The sequence below is a fragment of the Paraglaciecola mesophila KMM 241 genome, from assembly GCF_000315015.1.
In the GTDB taxonomy this organism is placed as follows: Bacteria; Pseudomonadota; Gammaproteobacteria; order Enterobacterales; family Alteromonadaceae; genus Paraglaciecola; species Paraglaciecola mesophila.
This window is the reverse complement of sequence record NZ_BAEP01000047.1, coordinates 15803-34158: the sequence shown is the minus strand read 5'-3', so window position 1 is coordinate 34158 and position 18356 is coordinate 15803. Positions and strand designations below refer to the sequence as shown.

15 protein-coding genes are annotated in these 18356 nt (G+C 45.1%); 6 read left to right on the top strand and 9 right to left on the bottom strand.

From position 1 onward, the window contains the following. The first annotated feature begins 272 nt into the window (after nucleotides 1–272). Both GMES_RS10330 and trxC read left to right on the top strand, forming a co-directional pair. A complete protein-coding gene (locus GMES_RS10330) occupies nucleotides 273–1121 on the top strand; it encodes an ion transporter (protein ID WP_006992617.1) in 849 nt (282 codons plus the stop codon). After that, nucleotides 1122–1550 carry a thioredoxin TrxC gene (trxC, locus tag GMES_RS10325; protein ID WP_006992616.1) on the top strand — a complete coding sequence of 143 codons (429 nt, stop codon included), beginning with the start codon at nucleotides 1122–1124 and terminating at the stop codon, nucleotides 1548–1550. Between the two features lie 96 nt (nucleotides 1551–1646). On the opposite strand, the gene prsT is transcribed toward trxC, so the two are convergent. Next, entirely contained in the window at nucleotides 1647–4388 is a 2742-nt protein-coding gene (gene prsT, locus GMES_RS10320; protein ID WP_039987244.1) for an XrtA/PEP-CTERM system TPR-repeat protein PrsT, read from the bottom strand. Nucleotides 4389–4943: 555 nt separating this feature from the next. On the opposite strand from prsT, the gene GMES_RS10315 reads away from it, so the two are divergent. Then, nucleotides 4944–6695: a DEAD/DEAH box helicase gene (locus GMES_RS10315; RefSeq protein ID WP_006992613.1), complete on the top strand. Its 1752-nt coding sequence runs from the start codon at nucleotides 4944–4946 to the stop codon at nucleotides 6693–6695. Between the two features lie 243 nt (nucleotides 6696–6938). Next, nucleotides 6939–8327, top strand: coding sequence for a siroheme synthase CysG (cysG, locus tag GMES_RS10310; RefSeq protein ID WP_006992612.1), 1389 nt, complete (start codon nucleotides 6939–6941; stop codon nucleotides 8325–8327). A 39-nt stretch (nucleotides 8328–8366) separates the two neighbouring features. Here the strand turns inward: cysG and GMES_RS10305 are convergent, their stop codons facing one another. The 4 genes from GMES_RS10305 to GMES_RS10290 form a co-directional block, all read right to left on the bottom strand. After that, on the bottom strand, nucleotides 8367–9044 hold the full coding sequence (locus GMES_RS10305; protein WP_006992611.1) for a spermine/spermidine synthase domain-containing protein: 678 nt from the start codon (nucleotides 9042–9044) through the stop codon (nucleotides 8367–8369). 173 nt (nucleotides 9045–9217) lie between these two features. Beyond that, on the bottom strand, nucleotides 9218–9964 hold the full coding sequence (locus GMES_RS10300) for a ferredoxin--NADP reductase (protein WP_006992610.1): 747 nt from the start codon (nucleotides 9962–9964) through the stop codon (nucleotides 9218–9220). A 200-nt stretch (nucleotides 9965–10164) separates the two neighbouring features. Continuing rightward, on the bottom strand, nucleotides 10165–12516 hold the full coding sequence (locus tag GMES_RS10295) for a TonB-dependent receptor (RefSeq protein WP_006992609.1): 2352 nt from the start codon (nucleotides 12514–12516) through the stop codon (nucleotides 10165–10167). Between the two features lie 268 nt (nucleotides 12517–12784). Beyond that, complete coding sequence (locus tag GMES_RS10290) at nucleotides 12785–13201, bottom strand: hypothetical protein (protein WP_006992608.1); 417 nt, start codon at nucleotides 13199–13201, stop codon at nucleotides 12785–12787. A 341-nt stretch (nucleotides 13202–13542) separates the two neighbouring features. On the opposite strand from GMES_RS10290, the gene GMES_RS10285 reads away from it, so the two are divergent. Beyond that, nucleotides 13543–14151: an HAD family hydrolase gene (locus GMES_RS10285; RefSeq protein ID WP_083879600.1), complete on the top strand. Its 609-nt coding sequence runs from the start codon at nucleotides 13543–13545 to the stop codon at nucleotides 14149–14151. Between the two features lie 67 nt (nucleotides 14152–14218). Here GMES_RS10285 and GMES_RS10280 read toward each other — a convergent pair whose 3' ends face one another. Together GMES_RS10280 and GMES_RS10275 are read right to left on the bottom strand one after the other, a co-directional pair. Then, nucleotides 14219–15361, bottom strand: coding sequence for an aminotransferase class V-fold PLP-dependent enzyme (locus GMES_RS10280; RefSeq protein WP_006992606.1), 1143 nt, complete (start codon nucleotides 15359–15361; stop codon nucleotides 14219–14221). Then, the gene (locus GMES_RS10275; RefSeq protein WP_006992605.1) at nucleotides 15361–16179 is read right to left on the bottom strand and encodes a tryptophan 2,3-dioxygenase family protein; all 819 of its coding nucleotides are present in this window, start codon (nucleotides 16177–16179) and stop codon (nucleotides 15361–15363) included. Before GMES_RS10275 ends, GMES_RS10280 begins: the two co-directional genes overlap by 1 nt. 141 nt (nucleotides 16180–16320) lie before the next feature. Between GMES_RS10275 and GMES_RS10270 the strand changes: the two genes are divergently transcribed. Continuing rightward, nucleotides 16321–16788: an Lrp/AsnC family transcriptional regulator gene (locus GMES_RS10270; RefSeq protein WP_006992604.1), complete on the top strand. Its 468-nt coding sequence runs from the start codon at nucleotides 16321–16323 to the stop codon at nucleotides 16786–16788. 60 nt (nucleotides 16789–16848) lie between these two features. Here GMES_RS10270 and GMES_RS10265 read toward each other — a convergent pair whose 3' ends face one another. Together GMES_RS10265 and yggU are read right to left on the bottom strand one after the other, a co-directional pair. Further along, the gene (locus GMES_RS10265; protein ID WP_006992603.1) at nucleotides 16849–17718 is read right to left on the bottom strand and encodes an ATP-grasp domain-containing protein; all 870 of its coding nucleotides are present in this window, start codon (nucleotides 17716–17718) and stop codon (nucleotides 16849–16851) included. Nucleotides 17719–17838: 120 nt separating this feature from the next. Continuing rightward, on the bottom strand, nucleotides 17839–18132 hold the full coding sequence (gene yggU / locus GMES_RS10260) for a DUF167 family protein YggU (protein ID WP_006992602.1): 294 nt from the start codon (nucleotides 18130–18132) through the stop codon (nucleotides 17839–17841). Nucleotides 18133–18356 lie beyond the last annotated feature (224 nt).

Here is an 18356-nt window from a genome sequence, read left to right as displayed (position 1 = left end):
ATTAGAATCTTGCTTAAAGGTAAATGAGTTAACAACCTCACTAATTTATTGTGACGCTGAACGATACCTTGTCATTTATTCCAAATTCCTCATATTTTTTAGTTAAAGAAGCTAGTTAACAATGATTTTCGATGTTTTTGATAGAATATCATGTTTATTTATCACTTCATCCCCTGGGCAGTGGTTTATACACATTCACACACCAATCCTCAATTGACAGTCTTGTAGAATCCAATATTCTATCGGCGATTTTTTATAAACTTCGTGAGTCCATGAACGCTTTATCCCTACAAGCCCAATTTATTCGTATTCGCTCGAACAAGCTGTTCGAGATTTTTGTGATTTCGGTGATCATATTTTCTGCCCTGTTAGTGGGTGCGAAAACCTATGAAATGTCCGTGACCATGTACCACGTGACACAGTTTTTAGATTGGTTTATCAGCGCATTCTTCTTAACTGAAATTACCATTCGTTTTTTAGCTGAAGAGCGAAAGCGGGATTTCTTTAAAAACTTCTGGAATATATTCGATACCTTGATTGTTATTGTCAGCCTTATTCCCGCTGAAGACGCTGATTTAGCCGTTATCGCTCGTTTGGTCAGAGTATTTAGGGTATTGCGGATGATTTCCATCATCCCGGAGTTACGTATACTTTTAGTCTCTTTGGTAAAAGCCTTGCCGCAACTGGGCTACGTTATGCTACTGATGTTCATCATCTTCTATATCTATGCTGCGATAGGTAGCACCTTGTTTGAGAGCATTAACCCAGACCTTTGGGGTGATATCGCCATTTCGTTATTAACCTTATTTAGGGTCATGACGTTCGAAGATTGGACCGATGTCATGTATGAAACAATGGAGGTTTACCCATTGAGCTGGGTGTTCTATTTGACCTTTATTTTCTTTACCGCCTTTGCTTTCTTAAATATGGTGATTGGTATCGTGGTCAGTGTGATGGAGCAGGAAAATGAATTGGCGCGCAAACAAAAAGCCAAAGAAGATGCTGCTGAGCACGATTTAGAAGAAGAGCCGACTCTTAGTGATTTGCTCGTGCATATTAAAGGGCTGCAACAGCAAGTCGAGCAACTATCAGCCCAGACCAGCAAGCAGGAGAAAGTATAAATGCATATCGTTTGTCCCCATTGTTATGCCATTAACAACGTCCCCGAGAGTAAGGATCATACCCAAGCAAATTGTGGCAAATGCCAGCAAAAGCTGCATACTCATCAACCGTGCCAGCTCACCCAGCATCAATTTTATCGCTACATTGAGCGAAACCACTTGCCAGTTTTGGTCGACTTTTGGGCCAGTTGGTGCGGTCCGTGTAAAAGCTTTGCACCTGTATTTGCCAAATTAGCCAGCCAAACGGATAGCGTGTTATTCGCCCAGTTAAATACTGAGCAAGCTCAGCAAATCAGTAGCGAAGCCGGTATCCGCAGTATTCCTACTTTAATTCTATTTCATCAAGGCAAAGAGATCGATCGTATTTCAGGGGCATTAGGTGAAGCACAATTAAAACAGTGGATAATGCAAGCCGTGCAAAAATGTTAGCCAGCCTACCGTTGGCCACTTAGCGCAACAAAAAAGCCCGTCACGTGTTTACGTTACGGGCTTTTGTTTTAGTAAAAGCGAATTATAGCTTGCCGATTACTCGGCGTATTTAGCTTTCAATTGAGCTTGGCGAGTAATATTTTCCTCAGTTTTCATTTCACGTTGTTCAAGCTTGCGTTTGCCTAGCAACGTGCTGCCGTCGAGGAAAAGCGCTTCCACGTAATTTAGATAAATCTCTTCATTGCGCATTTTGTCATTCACAACCGCATCGTATTGTTTCACCGCTTTTCGGTATTCTCCCTTAGCCACTAACACTTGGGCATAGGTATCGACTGCGGCGGCATTATCAGGGCGCTGTTTTACCGCGTTTTCAGCATATTCTAGGGCTTTGTCTAGCTGATTTTGCTGGAGATACAAATACGCCAAATTATTCAGTGCGACAAAGTTGTTAGGGTTTTTCTGTAGCAAGGTTTGATAGCTGGCAATGGCTTCATCATCACCACTATTAATTTGCCTTTCGGCCAACATCATCAAGGCAGCACCGTCATTCGGTGATACTTTTAAATGGGCTTGAATTGCACTCAGTGCTTGCTCTTTTTTACTTAAACGCTCAAGCGTAAACACCCACAACACTAAATTTCTGCCATTTGGTAAACCTTCATAGGCAGCGTGAGCATTTGGCTCGGCTTGCTCAAAATCACCATCAACAATCAGTAACCGCGCCAGAAAGCCCTTTACAATCGGCATACTTTTTAGCTCTTGCGGTATCGCCTCGTAGGCCTTCCTTCCCGCGTCCATATCTTTATTCATCAATAAGAAATGCGTGTTGAGCAATTGCATTTGAGTGTCATTGCGCACCGCTAAGAAACCTTCGGTTAACTTGACGCCTTCGGCAAATTTACCCGTGTTGTCCAGCAGGAGTAACTTGCCCACTACGGCTTGCTTGTCGTTCGGGGCAATACTCAGCCACTTATCATAGTGACCCTGTGCGCCCTGCAAATCGCCTGAACGGATCAACGCTTGGCCTTTACCCTGCCAATAAGCAGGGGGTAATGATTCATTTTGATCAAACTTTACGAACTCTTGCAGTGCCTGCTCATATTGCTGCTCTAGCAGCAAGACACGGGCATACAACATACTCAGCTCTTGATTGTCAGGCGCCTTGTTCAGTGCGCTTTTAATAACCTCAATACCATGCTGTGTTTTACCTTGTTGTTTGTTAAACAGATAAGCAGTCGCCAATGCGGGCGTATAATCGGGAAAACGATTAAGCAAATCCGTTAAGCCTGATTGCGCTTGAACAACCTCTTTTTCGGTAATAGCGATGTTGACTAGACCCAGCGCAGCGCCTTTGTGTTCAGGGTCAATACGCATGACCTGCTCAAATTCGGCTTTAGCACTGCTTAGATCCTGCTGTTTACTGAACACTTCGCCAGCCAGCAAATATGCGCTGATGTCATTGGCATCTTCGGCTTTCCATTGCTGCGCCAATTCTAGGGCTTTGTCATATTGCTTAGTCGTGATGTAGGCAGTAGCGAGTGTTTTTTTAGCACTCTCAAGTTCAGGTGACTTTTCCAATGCCTCTTCTAAATTCACGATGCCATCAAGATTATTCAGCGAGAGTTTAAGCAAACCTAAGCGTGTGAGGTCTTCTGCCGTGGTACTGATACTGGAAGATTTCTCCACTAACTCTTGGGCGTCTTTTACATTACCTTGACGCAATAGCTCATAACTGGCTTTTGAAAACAGTTGCGCATCTTGCTCGTTGACTTGCTCCATGCGCTCTAGCACATCTCCCGCCTCAGCATTCAAGCCCAGCTGCAATTGGCTAGCAGCAAGTAAACGTAAACCAGGATGGTTGCCAGGCAAACTGCTGGCCACTAATGAAAGGTGCTGCTGAGCGGCCTCAAAATCTTTTTGCTGGTATGCGGCATAGCCGGCAATTAAACGTAGCGAAGGATCATTCATACCATTTTGAATACCCAGCTCAGCGTATTTCTGGGCTTCTCCATAGTCTTTATCCGCTATTCGTGCTGCCGCTTTAAGTTGATTGAGCAAACCATTTTTAGCATTCACGGCCAATAACTGATCGAGATAAGGTTCCGCTTTTGCCGTTTCCCCTAAATCTACCCACAGTTTGGCAAGCACAAAAGTCGTCTGTAAATCATCAGGATACAAAGACACATAGCGGTCAAACTCTTGTGCCGCTGCTTTTGGGTCGCCCAAGCTCAAATGCAGTTGCGCCAAAAGTTTAAGGACTTCAGGATGATCAGAGTGGCTATCTTTGATATCGCTAAGGCTTTGCAGCGCCAAAGGGTAATCTTTATCAAGTATGTCTTTATAAGCTTGGCTCAGTGACTTAAAGACTGAATCTGTCTGTAACTGCGACAGATCAGCGATGATCGCTCGCGCATCATCGGGCTTATTTAATCGCACTAAAGACACTATTTTGAAGTAACCAATTTCCGCTTTGTCCTCGTTACTCAGGTCGACGTTTTTGTCTTCCATTTCACTTATAGCCGCATAAGCGCCGGTTCGTTGGTAGGCGCGGGTTAACAATGGCAGCACTTTAGCCCCATCGTAACCATATTCTAATGCGCGACTGAGTTCTTTTTCAGCACTCTCAAATTGTTTCTCGTCGAGGTAAACTTTACCCAATTCAAAGCGCGCTTCAGGAGATTTAGGGGCTAATTGTACGGCGGTTTTCAGCGAGATAATCGCCGAAGCATTGTCATTTTGCGCAATAAATTCTTGCGCGGCTTGAATATGTTCTTCACTGGTTTGCTGCCCACAACTCATCAACATCCCTAGTGATAGTGCGATTATCGTTTTTCTCATTTTATTCATCATCCATATCCTGTTCCTTCGCTCTTTTACTTAGCGCGACGTTGCAGCCTGTCATCATGCGCAACGGATAGTGTGTTATTCCTGAAACCTTTGAGCTTGCAGATGCTACAAAATTATCTTACTTGAACACTTGGTGTAGTGAAACGGCCAATCGTTGCAATTTCAACGCAATTATTTTCAGTTATACTCGACTTTGTTTAATCGTTTAACTCCGCACGAATCACCTAAGAGTAATTTATCACCCGAAATTTTATTCACTGAGTATTTGTTACCGTAAGCGACAACATCAAACATGTCAGTTTTATTTTAAATTCGTGACAATTTCGCACTTTTTTAATGGTTATTTTTCATTGCGTTAACGCATTGATAACAAGTTCGTCAGAGATATTCAATAAATACAGATTAGTTCAAATAAAACGCGGCCTAACGTGGTGTATAGGCGCGATTTCTCATATAATACTTCTTTTGTGTATCCACGCTGGTTTGTTTTAGAATTTGACTGTGAAATCTAAGTTAATCCTGCGTGTTTCTAACTAGGGATAATTAATGACTGACACTGTCGAATTGACTTTTAAAGACCTCAACCTACCTGCCGAATTGCTTCAAGCTTTAGAAAAAGTAGGATACGAAAAACCAACTCCAATCCAAGCCCAATGTATTCCGCTTATCATGGAAGGTCACGATCTTCTTGGTACTGCGCAAACTGGTACGGGTAAAACAGCAGCATTCGCATTGCCAATGCTTGCAAACGTGGATGCTAACAACAGCAACACTCAATTATTGGTTTTGGCACCAACGCGCGAATTAGCGATTCAGGTTGCTGAAGCTTTCCAAGTTTACGCTAGTTTCTCTCGTAAAATCAATGTATTGCCAATTTACGGTGGTTCATCCTACGACAACCAAATTCGCCAATTAAGACGTGGTGCGCAGGTTGTAGTCGGTACGCCTGGTCGTGTAATCGACCACATCAAAAAAGGCACGTTGAAATTAGATAACCTTAAGTTCTTGGTATTGGATGAAGCCGACGAAATGCTACGCATGGGTTTCATCGATGACGTTGAGTGGATTTTGAGCCACGCACCAGCAGAGCGCCAAACTGCGCTGTTCTCAGCGACTATGCCTGATCCAATCCGCAAAATTACTAAGCGTTACTTGAGCGATCCGAAACAGGTTAAAATCGAATCTAAAGTTGCCACAGCTAGCACCATCAAACAGCGCTACTGTCAGGTGGCTGGCCATCACAAACTTGAAGCCCTTACCCGTATTATGGAAGTGGAAGAGTTTGATGCGGTGATTATTTTCGTACGTACGAAAACCGCTACCATGGAGCTTTCTGAGAAATTGTCAGCTCGCGGTTACGCTGTTGAGCCACTTAACGGTGACATTCCGCAGAACTCACGTGAACGTACTGTTGAACGTTTGAAGCGCGGTAAAATTGATATTCTTGTAGCAACAGACGTTGTTGCACGTGGTCTTGATGTTGAACGTGTAAGTCATGTTATCAACTACGACGTACCGTACGATACAGAATCTTATGTACACCGTATCGGTCGTACTGGCCGTGCAGGTCGTACTGGTGATGCAATACTGTTCATTTCACATCGTGAAAAGCGCATGTTGTTCTCAATCGAACGTGCTACACGTCAATCGATTGATCCTATGCCAATCCCGTCAATCTCTCAGCTAAATGAAACGCGTTTGAGCCGCTTCAAAAGCAGCGTGATTGAAGCAATTAGTGACAGCAGCATAGAGACATTGATCCCTATCGTTGAGTCGATTCAAGCAGAAACCGAAGCTGCACCAGAAGTGATTATGGCTGCATTAGCTAAGATTGCTCAAGGTGACGAGCCGCTTATTCTTAAAGAAGGCGACCGCCCTGACCTGAACTCTGCCCCGCCTCGTGGCGACAGAAATGACCGTGGTGGTCGTGATGATCGCGGTGGACGTGGTCGTGAGCGTGGCGGTGATCGTGGCGGTGACCGCGGTGGCGACAGACCACAACGTGCTCGTAAAAGCAGCACACCGGAAGAAGGCATGCAGCGCTACCGTATCGAAGTAGGTCATACTCATGGTGCCAAGCCTGGCAACATCGTTGGCGCGATCGCTAATGAAGCAAACATCAGCAGTAAAAACATTGGCGCTATCGAGATTTACGATAACTTCAGTACGGTTGATTTGCCGAAGAATATGCCTCGTGCAACGCAAGATACATTGCAAAAAACCCGTGTTGCCGGTCAGCGTTTGAATATGCGTGAATGGTCAGATCAACCTCCACGTCGTCGCGCTAAGCCTGAATAAGCTAAGCCTGTCGCAGCTCTTTTATGCGCCATTAATTGGCTAATAAAAGTGAAAATGCTAAAAATATAAGAAGAGGCCACTGGCCTCTTTTTTTATGCCTAACAAAAAGCGTTGCTTATGGCTATGAGAACCACTTCCGTCATAACTAAAAAGAATATCTTTTCTGATTACAATGCTTTATTTAACTAAGAAGAACCCGCAGAATAGCATTTATATTAAGAGTTGTGAGCGTTAGCGGGCCCTATGCAATATTTCCCTATTTTTGTTGATACTAAAGAGCTGAACTGTCTCGTTGTCGGTGCAGGGGAAGTGGCTGCCCGTAAAGTGGAGTTACTGTTAAAAACCTCAGCCACTATCACAGTGGTTGCCCCTTGGGCCTGTGATACTGTGCAACGTTTAGCGGATGAAGGGCAAGTCACACTGCACACTCGTGGGTACGAATCGAGTGACCTCACAGCCAAACAGTTAGTCTTTGTGGCCACCGACGACAGCCAATTGAATATAGATATTCATCATCAAGCTAAGGCACAAAATATTCTGGTGAACGTGGTTGATAATACGCCTTTATGCCAATTTATTACCCCTTCAATCGTTGACCGCTCGCCGATCATTATCGCCATGAGTAGCGGTGGTGTTGCGCCTGTATTACTACGTTATTTGCGCCAAAAGCTCGAATCGATTATTCCGCAAAAGGTCAGTTTACTGGGGCAGTTTTCGGAAAAATTCCGTGAGACAGTTAAAGCCCGTTTCAACTCGGTGACCAAACGTCGCTACTTCTGGGAAGATGTACTCGATGGCGATGTCGCCGAACAGGTTCTACAAGGCAACAACAGCAAAGCCGAACAAATGATGCACGACAAGCTTGCCCTTGACGAACATGACTCGGGTAAAGGGGAGGTGTATTTGGTCGGAGCAGGTCCCGGCGATCCTGACTTGTTAACGTTTCGCGCGCTACGCCTAATGCAAAAAGCTGACGTCGTTGTGTATGACCGCTTGGTATCCAAAGAAATATTAGAACTGGTGCGCCGAGATGCAGAGAAAATATACGTGGGTAAAGCCCGCAGCTTGCATACTGTGCCACAGGAAGAAATCAACGAACTACTAGCAGATTTAGCCTTAAAGGGTAATCGAGTAGTGCGTTTAAAAGGCGGCGACCCTTTTATATTTGGTCGCGGCGGTGAAGAAATAGAGACCCTAGTGGAAAAAGGCGTGAGTTTTCAAGTAGTGCCTGGCATTACAGCCGCCAGTGGTGCCGCCAGTTACGCTGGTATTCCCCTGACCCACAGAGATCACGCCAAATCGGTGGTATTTGCCACCGGCCACTTGCGGGATAACAGCATCAACTTAAACTGGCCCATGCTGGCCCAGCCGGAACAAACCACTGTATTTTATATGGGGTTAACAGGCTTGCCTGTTATTTGTGAGAAACTCATTCAGCATGGGCTACCAGATACCACTGAAATTGCACTGGTGCAATCGGCAACGACTGCAGAACAAAAAGTCGTGGCCGGTAACTTAGCAAACATTCAACAAAAAGTAGCAGAAGCGGGCATTAAACCACCGGCTCTTATCATTGTTGGCTCAGTGGTGAGCTTACGAGACAAACTCAACTGGTTTGGCGCTGACGCTTAAGTCAACGCCGTTCACTGGCCTTGTAATATCGCCCGGCTATTAAGGCTTTTTAGCTAAAAAGATGGTGTGCTTAACTCCCTTGTCAGCTCTGGCCGAGGCGATGCGTGTATCCACTTTGTAGCCGACATTTTTAAGGCGTACTTCAGATAGATAATCAGGGCCTGCAGACCAAATCGCTAATACGCCTTTAGGCCTTAGCATCTGCAAAATCGCCTTGAGCCCCACTTCTGAATAAATCCAGTTGTTATCAGCATGGGTCAATCCTCTTGGGCCGTTGTCTACGTCCAGCAAAATTGCGTCATACGTTTCGCTCTGTAGATTTAATAGCTTGGTTACGTCCCCTACTTTTACCTGCGTTCTAGGGTCTTTCAATGGGTAGCCAGAACACTGGCCTAATGGCCCTTGGTTCCATGTAACAACCTCAGGTATAAGCTCAGCAACAGTGACACTGGCCGATTCATTCAACACATTCAAGGCAGCGGTTAATGTATACCCCATGCCTAAACCGCCCACCAGCACATTGGCATTTGCCACCTCTTTTAGATGCGCGCAGCCGACTCGAGACAGGACTTTCTCGGAATTAAACACACGGCTGTTCATCAATTCACCGCGCTTACCAGCGATACGAATTGAAAATTCTTTACCGCGCTGATGTAACGTCAGTTCACCGCCATTATTCGGTATTTGCGCGCTGTTGATTTGCATCCAAGGGGTCATAGAGTACCTAGTGTGTAATGAGAATGTTGAATCATTGAGTGATGCTTCATAGAATAAAAAGGTCAGTGAGTAAGGATAATGAGGTATACGCCAATGGTGCACTTTTTATTGGCGCGCACTTTACCACATTTCCGTGATTATTCTTAACATTCAGCTGGGCATTCGCGGGAAAACTACCAGTAACGCTCCTGCGTTATCTGACCAGGTGAGCGTCGAAGATGCTTCTTCAGCCCCATGTCTTTTAGCGTCGCCATAGCATCTTCAATCATTTGCGGATTGCCGCACAACATGACCTGACTTTGCTGGTTACTTAAGGGCGTATTGGCTGTGTTGATAATATCCCCTGATTGCAATAACCCAGGAATACGCCCGTGCAATGCGCCTTTAACTTCTTCTCGACTAACAATAGGTAGGTAACAAAATTGCGCTGGGCGTTGGCTTTTACACTGCTGAATAAATTCACCGTACGCCAAGTCATTTTGATACCGGGCGGCGTAGATTAAAACGACTTTTTTATACCGCTGCCAAATCTCTTCACCAGCAAGAATAGATAGAAAAGGCCCGACTCCTGTGCCTGTGGCAATCAGCCAAATATTGTCGCTGTCAGGTACTTCATTTAGCACCAGAAAACCCGTAGCAGGCGCCATGACTTTGAGCCCATCACCTTCACGTAACTCATGTAATTTAGGTGACAAAATGCCTTCCTCTACCGGCACAGCCATAATTTCCAATTCGCTGCTACGTGGGTGGCTGACTAGAGAATAAGGCCTTGAAATGATGTTGTTATCTTGAGCGATGCCTACTTTAGTAAACTGGCCCGGAGTATATTGAGGAAAATCAGCGCATCGAAAACGTAAACTAAAAAGATGGTCGTTCCAATCAATCCGCTTTGTGACTTTTGCGTCTAACCACTGTGCCATAAAACCTCCCACTAAATAGACTGAGTTGAAACGCTACCATGATAACTCTGTTGGTGCAGAGGAATTTATATTCCGTAACACTGAATTTACGATGTCTCCTTGTACTAAAAACCCCGTTTTAGCAACGCGCTAAAACGGGGTTTTTAGTTGCTACTTACGCTCCGGCGCATACTGGCACGGAGCACGGGGTGTACGTTTATCTACTCGCCAAAACGCATTTTGAACTCGATGCCGTAAAAGCGCGGGGCCCCCGCGACAAAGGTCGGGTTGCCAAAGCCGCCACCGGTATTACCTGCATCGACTAAATATTCTTTATCAAGCAAGTTACTGGCAAACAAGTTTACTGCCCAATCTTCATCCGCCCCTGCAATACCGATGCGGGCACTGACTAAGCTGACGGAATCTTCACTGATGTCTAAACCTGATATTGGCGCGTTCGCCGGTTCAAAGAACACGTCTGAGCGGTAGCTATACACTAAAGAACTCGTCAGGTTGAAACCTTGGGAAAGTTCAGTTGCGTAGAACATGCCGACACTACCGGTCCATTCAGGTTGCAAACGAAAGCGATTGCCCGCTAGGTCGCCGTTAGTGCTGTCGTCGTCTATGGTCGCATCTAAATAAGCTAAATTGGCGAATATCTCAAAATCAGCACCTAACAGAGCACGCACTTCAGCTTCAGCGCCAACATTGGTCGCCGAGCCAGCATCTGCGGCATATGCCACGCCCTCGTCATCTAACAAAGTAACTTGGAAATTCGAATAATCTTGATAAAAAACCGAAGCGTTATAGTTAACCGATTTATCAAACGCTTGCCCTTTGATGCCCGCTTCGTAGTTCCAGATGATCTCAGCTGGGATTTCGGTAACAGACTTCTCACCCGAGCCATCTTCCCCGCGAACTGACGTCACATTCAAAACGTCAGAGCGACGTCCTTTAGAAATGGTCGCGTAGATATTGATGTCTTCATTTAAGACGTACAACATATTAAAGCGTGGAAGCCAGTCATCGTAGTCTTGTTCAGCACGGAAAATCTGACCGTCTGTATCCACGGTAAATAGCTCACTGCCGGTCAGCACACTTGCAGGCGCATCTGAGCGATAACCACTGTTTTTGTCTTCACGCACGTAGCGTAAACCGGCGGTTAACTCTAGCGCGTCATTCACTGCATAAGTCACATCAGCGAACGCCGAGTAAGCATCGGTCTCGCCGTAGTTTTCAAACTCTAAACGATACGGCAAAAGCTGAGCGGCTCCTTCGGTCAAAATAGGCGTGAGCACTGCAACAGAGCCGTCGCTTGCAACACACGGCTGCCCGAAAGCAGCAAAAACACCTAGGCAGTTCAAAAAGACAGATTCCTCTGTGCTAAATGGCACTGCTTGACTACCGTCTTCGGTGAAATAGCTCACACCAGCGATAGTGGTCAGCTTGTCACCTTGATGAATCATGCGAAATTCTTGGCTGAATTGATCGCCAGTGGCATCTTCAGCAAATTCTAAGAACCACGCTTGCGTGCCATCGGCATCAAATACTTCCAGTGAATCAAAACTACGAGAAACGGTGATTGAGGTAAACGTTAAGTCTTGATTGATATCCCAATTAACCGTTAGGTTAAGATCGTCAACGGTGCGTTCCACGCCCAGATCTTTGCGGCCAAACACCTCTTGGGATAAAGGACTACCTGATATTTCCACAAAACTAAATGCGCTGGTATCGCCACCAGTGGGTGCATACAAACCATTTTTAAATGATGTACCCGTGTCGTCATTTTTTTCGTAGGTGTAAACCAAGTCTATGGTCACGTCTTCATTAGGGGTAAAACGCAACGACGGGCGAAACGCTGTGCGTTCAATGCCATGCATGTCTTCTTGATCGAATCCATCAGGATTTTGCGAACCCGCTTCCCCTGCAATATTACGAATGAAACCATCACGCTGGCGATAACTAAACGCCAATCGCCCCTGCACTTGGCTGTTGCCGCCCGTCACGAAACCACTAAGAGTTTCAGCCGAATAATTTCCTACACTGGCTTTTATTTCTGCACCAAACTCTTCTTGCGGTTTACGGGTGATGACACTTAATGCGCCTACTGATGCTGCCGTGCCGAACAGGGTCGCTTGCGGTCCCTTAACCACTTCAATACGCTCTATATCGAATAGTTCAAAATACGAGCCGCGCGAACGTGACACGTCAGCACCGTTGTAATAAATAGACACACGAGGCGCAGCCTGAGACGAACCGCTATCGGAAGTAATACCGCGAATAACGAAACCCGGGTTATTTGGGCTTTGCTCTTGGATAACCAAACCTGGAGTGATTTCGGATAAGGTGTCTAGTTCGGCCACCCCCAAACTCTCAAGCAGCGCACCGTCGTAGGCACTGATACTGACAGGCACATCTTGAATTGACTGATCGCGTTTTTGCGCCGTCACGGTAATTTCTTCGATTTGATACTGATTACGTGACGCCTGTCCGTAAGCATTCGTTCCAATAAATGCTGCAACAAGAAGGGCTAGTTTACTAACTGTAAAAACAGAGGATGTTATTGGTGTCATGTGTGTTCCATTTAAGAGTGACTGCGATATAAGCGCAGCAAAGGTACTCAGTAAATGCGAAACTTACATGACCATTTCATGACAAATAGATGACGTAACTGATCAAGGCAACTATTTAATAACATTGAATATTTTATATTTATAATGGTGAATAAGCACAGCTTATAAGAACAAAAAGCCGATGAGTTTGAATTGACCCTATCGGCTTTTTTTACTGACTCAGTGACCACTAGGTGAAGTGATCAAATACGAAGCGATCAAAAAGAGACTATTTCCCTAATGTGAACTTAGTGTCTTCGTCACGTAATAGGTATAGCGCGAAACACGCTGCCCACATCGGCCATGCAGCAAAGAACAATAGGTTATTGAACGCATCAAAGTATTGAGCAAAAGCTGAAAGCGTAGAGCCACCGTGCATTAAGAAAATCAACCCATAAGTAAAACGTTTCTTAATACCCGTCACAAACGCCAAGACTAGAAGTAACTGCAAAGCGCCCATAATGTAGGCAACCGTTGCACCTAAACCTGGAATAGAATAAAACTTCTCGAAGATAGCGATGCTGTGGCCTGGGTTAACAAATTTATCTAATGTCCAAATAAACATCACAATAAACACCCCAAGACGTAGGGCTAATAAAGACCACTGCAGACGGGTACGCACATCGTTAGATACCGCTTCACTCATTTTTGATTCCTTGATTGTCACTATTTACAGCTTAATAATAGTAAGCTGGCCGCTGTATCGGCATGATTAAATGTAAAAAAGCGCCAAGCCTGTCAGGGCGATAGCGATTAGCTGGTTCACTACAAAAAGTAGATACACCACCAGACCGAAATAAACGAAAAATATTACACAGCAAATAACTGTTTTTACTATGACGCGACGAATAGCAGGTTCATCCCGTCGAATGACATACTCTGTTCAGACTGAACCAGATAGCGCTAACCGTGCAGCACGATGCATGTAACAAGCACATAGACTAACCACTTTGACTAGGAAGAAAAGCGATTAACAAGACAAGTGCAATTCACCCAAATCCTATCAATCAAATCAAAGGTTTCATCTTTGACCTTGATGGAACATTGGTGACCTCAAAACTAGATTTCATCTATCTGCGCGAACAAGTCGGTTGCCCACCTAAACAAGACATATTGCGTTTTATCGAAGGATTAGACGAAACGCAGCAAATAGTAGCGAATAGAATTGTGGCCGATTACGAACTGCAAGATGCGCAAGATGCCCTGTGGATAGACGGCGCCCTGCCATTGATTCAGTATTTGGCAAGCTCACAACAACCTATCGCTATTGTTACGCGCAATAGCCAACCAGCCACTCAACATAAGTTAAAACATCATCATCGGCTATTTGACCCTATTGTGACCAGAGAAGATGCCGCACCTAAGCCAGATCCAGCAGCGTTATTGCACATCGCCGAATTGTGGCAATTACCGGTTCGTCAACTCGCTTACGTTGGGGATTATCTGTATGACATTCAGGCAGCAAAAAACGCAGGTATGCTTGCTTGTTTATTTGCCCCAGATGAACTCCCAGAGTATGCCGACCAAGCCGATTGGGTATTCAATCACTTCAGCGAATTTTTAGCGGCGTTAGAAACAAGCGAAGTACAACGATGACGTTTCATCATCGAGCCGTAACGGTAAAATATGAAGGAAAATGCAAAGCTTTGCCCACCGAACTTATCTACAAGCTCTTAAAAATCTGAGCAACACGTTGTGCTTCTTGCGTTGTGTTGTAAATATGCCACGACAGGCGCAAGCAATCGCCCCGACGGTCAAAGTAAGCTCCAGCCTGGCGTAATGCCCTTTCCAGCTCTGTGAGCTTAGGCTTTGATAAATGCACACTCAGTGTGCCACCAACTTTCTCCACATCTATTGGCGTTAATAGATGCTCAGCGGCATCTGCTAGTACTACTCTTTGTAACGTTTTACTGTGTTCGAATAAACTTTGTGAACCGATTTGGTTAATCTGCTGCACACCTACCAGCGCTGTGGCATAGGGTAAAATGCTTGGCGTACCACCCCAAAAGCGCTTTGCTGCGTCCGCAAACGCAAAGTGTTCGATATCAAACTCAAACGGATTTTGATGAGAAAACCAGCCTATCTGTTTTGGTTCAAGTGCATTTATATGTTTTGGGTTTACCCACATAAACCCTGCTCCCGGTCCGCCACACAACCATTTGACGCATGAGCCCAAGATCACGTCGACATCCCATACCGCTATATCGATTGGCACAACCCCTGCGGACTGGGCCACATCCACAACCGTAAGGGTATTCTTTGCTCGGCACAATGCGCTTATGTCCGCTACATTTGATAACACACCGCTGTTTGAATGCACATGGGTGATCATTGCCACCTCAACATCTTCAGTTAAGTGAGCTTGCCAAGCTGCAATGTCATTCGGATCAATATCCTTCTCTATTAACTTCAGCTCAAAACCGTACGCTGCCAAGCCTTGAACAACGAAGCCCAAAGATGGAAATGCTGACGCATGCATCAACACAGTGCGCTTGTGGGTAGCGGGTCTATTGGTGTTTTTCGACTGAACGCACCTTAGGGACTGCAAGTATTGATTTAAGCCACTTGAAACACTGGGTTGCGGGCAAAAATCTGCTGCGCTGGCATTAAACAAGGAGCCTAATTCATGGCAAAATTGTTCGATAATCGTTAGCCACTGAGGCCAAGCATCCCCGCCTTTTTGCTGCCAAGGCTCAAAGTAAGTTTGCCCGACTAAACTGCGCGTCAGCACAGGCATGCAACCCACCGAATGGCTGAGTAGATACATCCCCTTAGGTAAAGAAAACTGATGATTGGCATCTTGCACTATGAGGCCTCACTAGTATTTTGATGAAACGGGCAGCCTCCACCGACTTGGTTATTAGCGTTATGGATTGGCTCTCGCACTTCACCGTAAGCGCTGCCCCAGCTGTCCGTCATGCTGCTGCGTACCTGCCACAATTCGGGGAAGAACCTGTGTTTTGCACCATTTTCTAATAAGGTCACGGCTCGCCCTTTCAATGATTTAGCCTCTAGGCCGATAGAGCGTTGGATTAAAAAAATATGTAGGCTACGAAACTTTTGTAATTGCTCGTCAAATTCAGCCAAGCACTCCGCCACAACATAACTTTCGTCGTGACTATATTGGCTATCGTATACTTGCTCGATATTTTTATTTCGCCCTACTAAGTATTGCTTGTTAAACACGTCCCATAAGTCGGCTGGCATTTTTAATAACGTACGAAAGCCGGGTGACTCTTGGCCGCTACCATTACCAAGCTGCAAACGAATTTGCTGATACTCTTTTGGGGACATGGTTTCGAGTAAATCCAATTGCTGGCTCATCATGCGCTGAATAAAACTCACGCGCTTCATCAAAGTCACCACTCGTAAGGTGTTTTCTTGCTGCATGAATTCCAATACATCCACCAGCGTATAAGTGGCGAGCTTCATCCACAACTCTTCCACTTGATGCACTATTTGAAACTGTAACTCGTCGCCATTACACAGCTCGGTTAACGGTTTTTGCGCACTCAGTAACTGCTGACAATTTAAATAGGTGCCGTAATCGAGCATCTCTGGTTTATCAAGTAGGGCATGGTACTTTTGACGAAAAATAGCATCTGCCGTTTCAGGCTTATTCATAGACATAATTCTTGCTCAGTTTGGCTGCGTGACGTTACACGTTAATAATGTCTACCATGCTAGAGTACTCGCCTTTGAACATTGTTCTATTTATACTAACTAACAGCAATTTTAAAGAACAACGTTCTGGTTATTTCCCATATGAAGAAACAAATATTAGATAAAAACAGTGTAAAAATTATTAATGCCTTAGAGAAAGACGGTCGCATGTCGTTTTCGAATCTGGGAGAAGCACTCGGCATTAGTAAAACACCCTGTTGGAATAAAGTGCAGCAATTGCAATCTGCCGGGGTTATTGAAGGATATAGCGCCCAACTAAATACCAAGGCGCTGGGCTTAAGCATTCGCGCATTGGTACATGTAGTGGTCGACTTTGAGCATTATCAGGCATTCGAAAAGGCGATTATCGAGCACGCTTCAGTGCGCTCTTGTCATGCAGTCACCGGGGATTCAGATTATGTGCTGGAGATACTCGCTTGCGATATAGAAGCGTTTGACGAGCTGTTAAGGGCGCAATTGAGCAGATTACCCGGCGTACAGCGCTTTAATACTTCGATATCCACGCGTATGGTCAAAAATAATGGGCCATATTCAGACATGTTGCCATAGCTGGCTTATAAGCGCTGGCTCACCTACAGATAAAAATTCTGCTCGCAGGCTGATAAAGCGCTAACCTTTCCCAAATGATTCCACGAAAGCCTCAACAAAATTAGCTGGAGCGTTAGCATCCATATTGAAGTACAGACTCGGTTCAATCAGCTCAATTTCAATCACCACATACTCATTTTGATAACGCAGTAAATCGATGCGCGCATACAAGGCATCATCTGGCAGCGACGCCATAGTATGGCGAGCTTGGGTCAGCATTTCTTCATCAGGCCCAACGGCTCGTAAACTACCGCCATGCTCTTCTTGTACCCTAAAATCACCTTGCTCTGGTGTTTTCAAAATTGCGTGGCTAAAGTGACCGTTAAAGTAAAAGAGCGAATACTCTCCTTGGGTTACCACCGCTTCAATAAAGGGTTGAACCATAAACGCTCGCCCGTTAAACACCTCAGAAAGATTTTTTGATTGGCCAAGTAACTGCTCTCTATCAAGCATGTAGGTATAATCGGCATTGGCACTAACGCAGGGCTTAATAACGAGTCGCTCACAGGCAAAACGCTCAAAACCCGCGCTGACTTGTGCTAAATCGAATGTGTCTAACCATAGGGTGGGCACAATTCCGATCCCCTGACTGGCTATATCTTTTAAATACTCTTTACTGATATTCCAAGTTAAAAGGCGCAAGCTATTGGCTAATATTGCGCTAGAATCTTCAATTCGCTGTAAGCACTGCATAAACGCTTTGGCATGCTGTTGATAGTCCCACGTGCTGCGCACTACAACCACATCAAAACAACCCCAATCCACTGTCTCATCATGCCAAGACACCGCCTCAACCTGCCAACCTTGTTGTTTTAGCGGTTCGTATAGCAGCTCGTCGTAAACAAAGTAGCCCTCGAGATTATCGGTAGATAAAAAAGCGCAGCGTTTCATAGTATTTGAACCTCTATGTTCGTAACATCGAATTGGTCATAACTTCAATAATGAGTTTTCGTCTTTCATGTATTCGATGCTAACACAGGTAAGCGTTAAATCAGGTTAGTTACCGTCAGCTCAAGCATGTGATTGAATAGATTTCGGTATGACTGGCGGTTTTGAAATGAAGACTGTTTTATGGCGATTTAATTGCCCCTTAGTAATCACCACTTTGGATTTAGCCACGCCGCACTGCTTGGCTAAATATTTAATCAAATGCGTGTTGGCTTTACCATCAACGGGCGGTGCGGTGATAGCAATCTTAAGTTCATCACCATAAAGACCCACTACCTCGTCACGAGAAGCTTTGGGTTGTATGTAAATTCGTAAATGCAAATCACCATCAATCACCTGAACAGCATTACGCTTCAATGCTTTTTCTCCTGAGCGCGTTGTTGACGCCTTTGCTCGCGTTTCATTTTTTGCCGTTTTTTATCTCTTAATACCGAAAAAACAATCGTAACTAAGCCCAAGGCAAACGCCAAAATGAGGGCAACCCCGATCCATTGACACAACAATGGATAGGCGCAGGGTAAACCGATTTGAATGGCGGAATCGTTCATTTAATAATGATTGTCATCAAGTTCGTGGACTGA